Origin of the sequence: Phenylobacterium sp. (genome assembly GCF_030645195.1) — a bacterium.
GTDB lineage: Bacteria > Pseudomonadota > Alphaproteobacteria > Caulobacterales > Caulobacteraceae > Phenylobacterium.
Genome location: NZ_JAUSLW010000227.1, coordinates 1 through 1609, shown reverse-complemented (window position 1 = coordinate 1609; position 1609 = coordinate 1). Strand labels below are relative to the sequence as shown.

Below are 1609 nucleotides of genomic sequence, written 5' to 3'. Positions count from 1 at the left end.
ACCACGTCGCGGACCAGCTTCTCGTCGTCGCCCTCGGCCATGACCCGGATCAGGGGCTCGGTGCCCGAGGCGCGGACCACCAGGCGTCCCGATCCATTCAGGCGGATCTCGGCGGCGGCCAGCACCTTCTTGACCTGCTCGTCCTCCAGCGGCTTGCCGCCGGCGAAGCGCACGTTCTCCAGCCTCTGCGGCACCGGCTCGAACTGGTGGGCCAGCTCGCTCATCGGCTTCTCGGTCTGTTTCAGCACCGCCAGCACCTGCAGGGCCGCCAGCAGGCCGTCGCCGGTGGTGGAGAAGTCCGACATGATCATGTGGCCCGACTGCTCGCCGCCGAGGTTGAAGCCGCCCTCGCGCATCCGCACCATCACCGCCCGGTCGCCGACGGCGGTGCGTTCCAGCTTCAGGTTCCGGGCGCCGAGGAAGCGTTCCAGGCCCAGGTTGGACATCACCGTGGCCACCACGCCGCCGCCGGCGAGGCGGTCGCGCTTGGCCCAGTTGTCGGCGATCAGCGCCATGATCTGGTCGCCGTCTACCACGTGACCCTTCTCGTCGCAGATCACCAGCCGGTCGGCGTCCCCGTCCAGGGCGATGCCGATGTCGGCGCGATACTCCTTCACCGCCCGCACCATGGCCTCGGGGTGGGTGGAGCCGCATTCCTCGTTGATATTGGTGCCGTCGGGATCGACGCCGACCTTGATCACCTCGGCGCCCAGCTCATAGAGCACCACCGGCGCCACCTTGTAGGCTGCGCCATTGGCGCAATCGATCACCACCCTCAGGCCCGCCAGGCTCAGGCGGCGCGGGAAGGTGGCCTTGGCGATCTCCACATAGCGCGCCTGACTGTCGTCGATGCGGGCCACCCGGCCCAGGCCCGCCGGGGGCGCCAGGCCCTCGGTCAACCCCTGGTCCATCAGGGCCTCGATCTCCAGTTCACGCTCGTCCGACAGCTTGTAGCCGTCGGGGCCGAACAGCTTGATGCCGTTGTCCAGATAGGCGTTGTGCGAGGCCGAGATCATTACCCCGAGGTCGGCGCGCAGGGACCGGGTCATCATCGCCACCCCCGGGGTGGGCAGCGGCCCCAGCAGGCGCACGTCCATGCCCACGCTGGCGAACCCCGCCACCAGGGCCGGCTCCACCATGTAACCCGAAAGCCGCGTGTCCTTGCCGATCACCACCATGTGCCGCCGGTCGTCCTGGGACATGAACAGCTTGCCCGCCGCCAGGCCGACGCGCAGCGCCACCTCCGCGGTCATCGGATGGCTGTTGGCTTGGCCGCGGATGCCGTCGGTCCCGAAATAGGCGCGTTTGGTCATCTGGGTGGGGCTCTCGAAACGAAACGAAACTGAGATTTAATCGACGCCCCGTTTGCGAATGCTAAAGGCGGCGCAGTCTTGAAGATTATCGCGGCTTAGGGCCACGGCAAAAGGAACTCCACGTCCATGTGCGGGATCATCGGCATTGTCGGCACGGCCCCCGTCCAGGACCGGCTGCTGGAGAGCCTCAAGCGGCTGGAATATCGCGGCTACGATTCCGCCGGAATCGCCGGGGTGGTGGACGGCCAGGTCGAGCGCCGCCGGGCCAAGGGCAAGATCCGCGCGCTTGAGGACGT

Annotated in this window: 2 protein-coding genes; one reads left to right on the top strand and one right to left on the bottom strand. The window is 67.9% G+C overall.

The features are described 5' to 3' along the window. Positions 1 to 1313: phosphoglucosamine mutase (gene glmM / locus Q7T09_RS20180; protein ID WP_304702038.1), on the bottom strand; the 1313-nt coding region annotated here is incomplete at its 3' end. Between the two features lie 126 nt (positions 1314 to 1439). On the opposite strand from glmM, the gene Q7T09_RS20175 reads away from it, so the two are divergent. Beyond that, a partial coding sequence (locus Q7T09_RS20175) for a hypothetical protein (RefSeq protein ID WP_304702039.1) occupies positions 1440 to 1609 on the top strand: 170 nt, incomplete at its 3' end.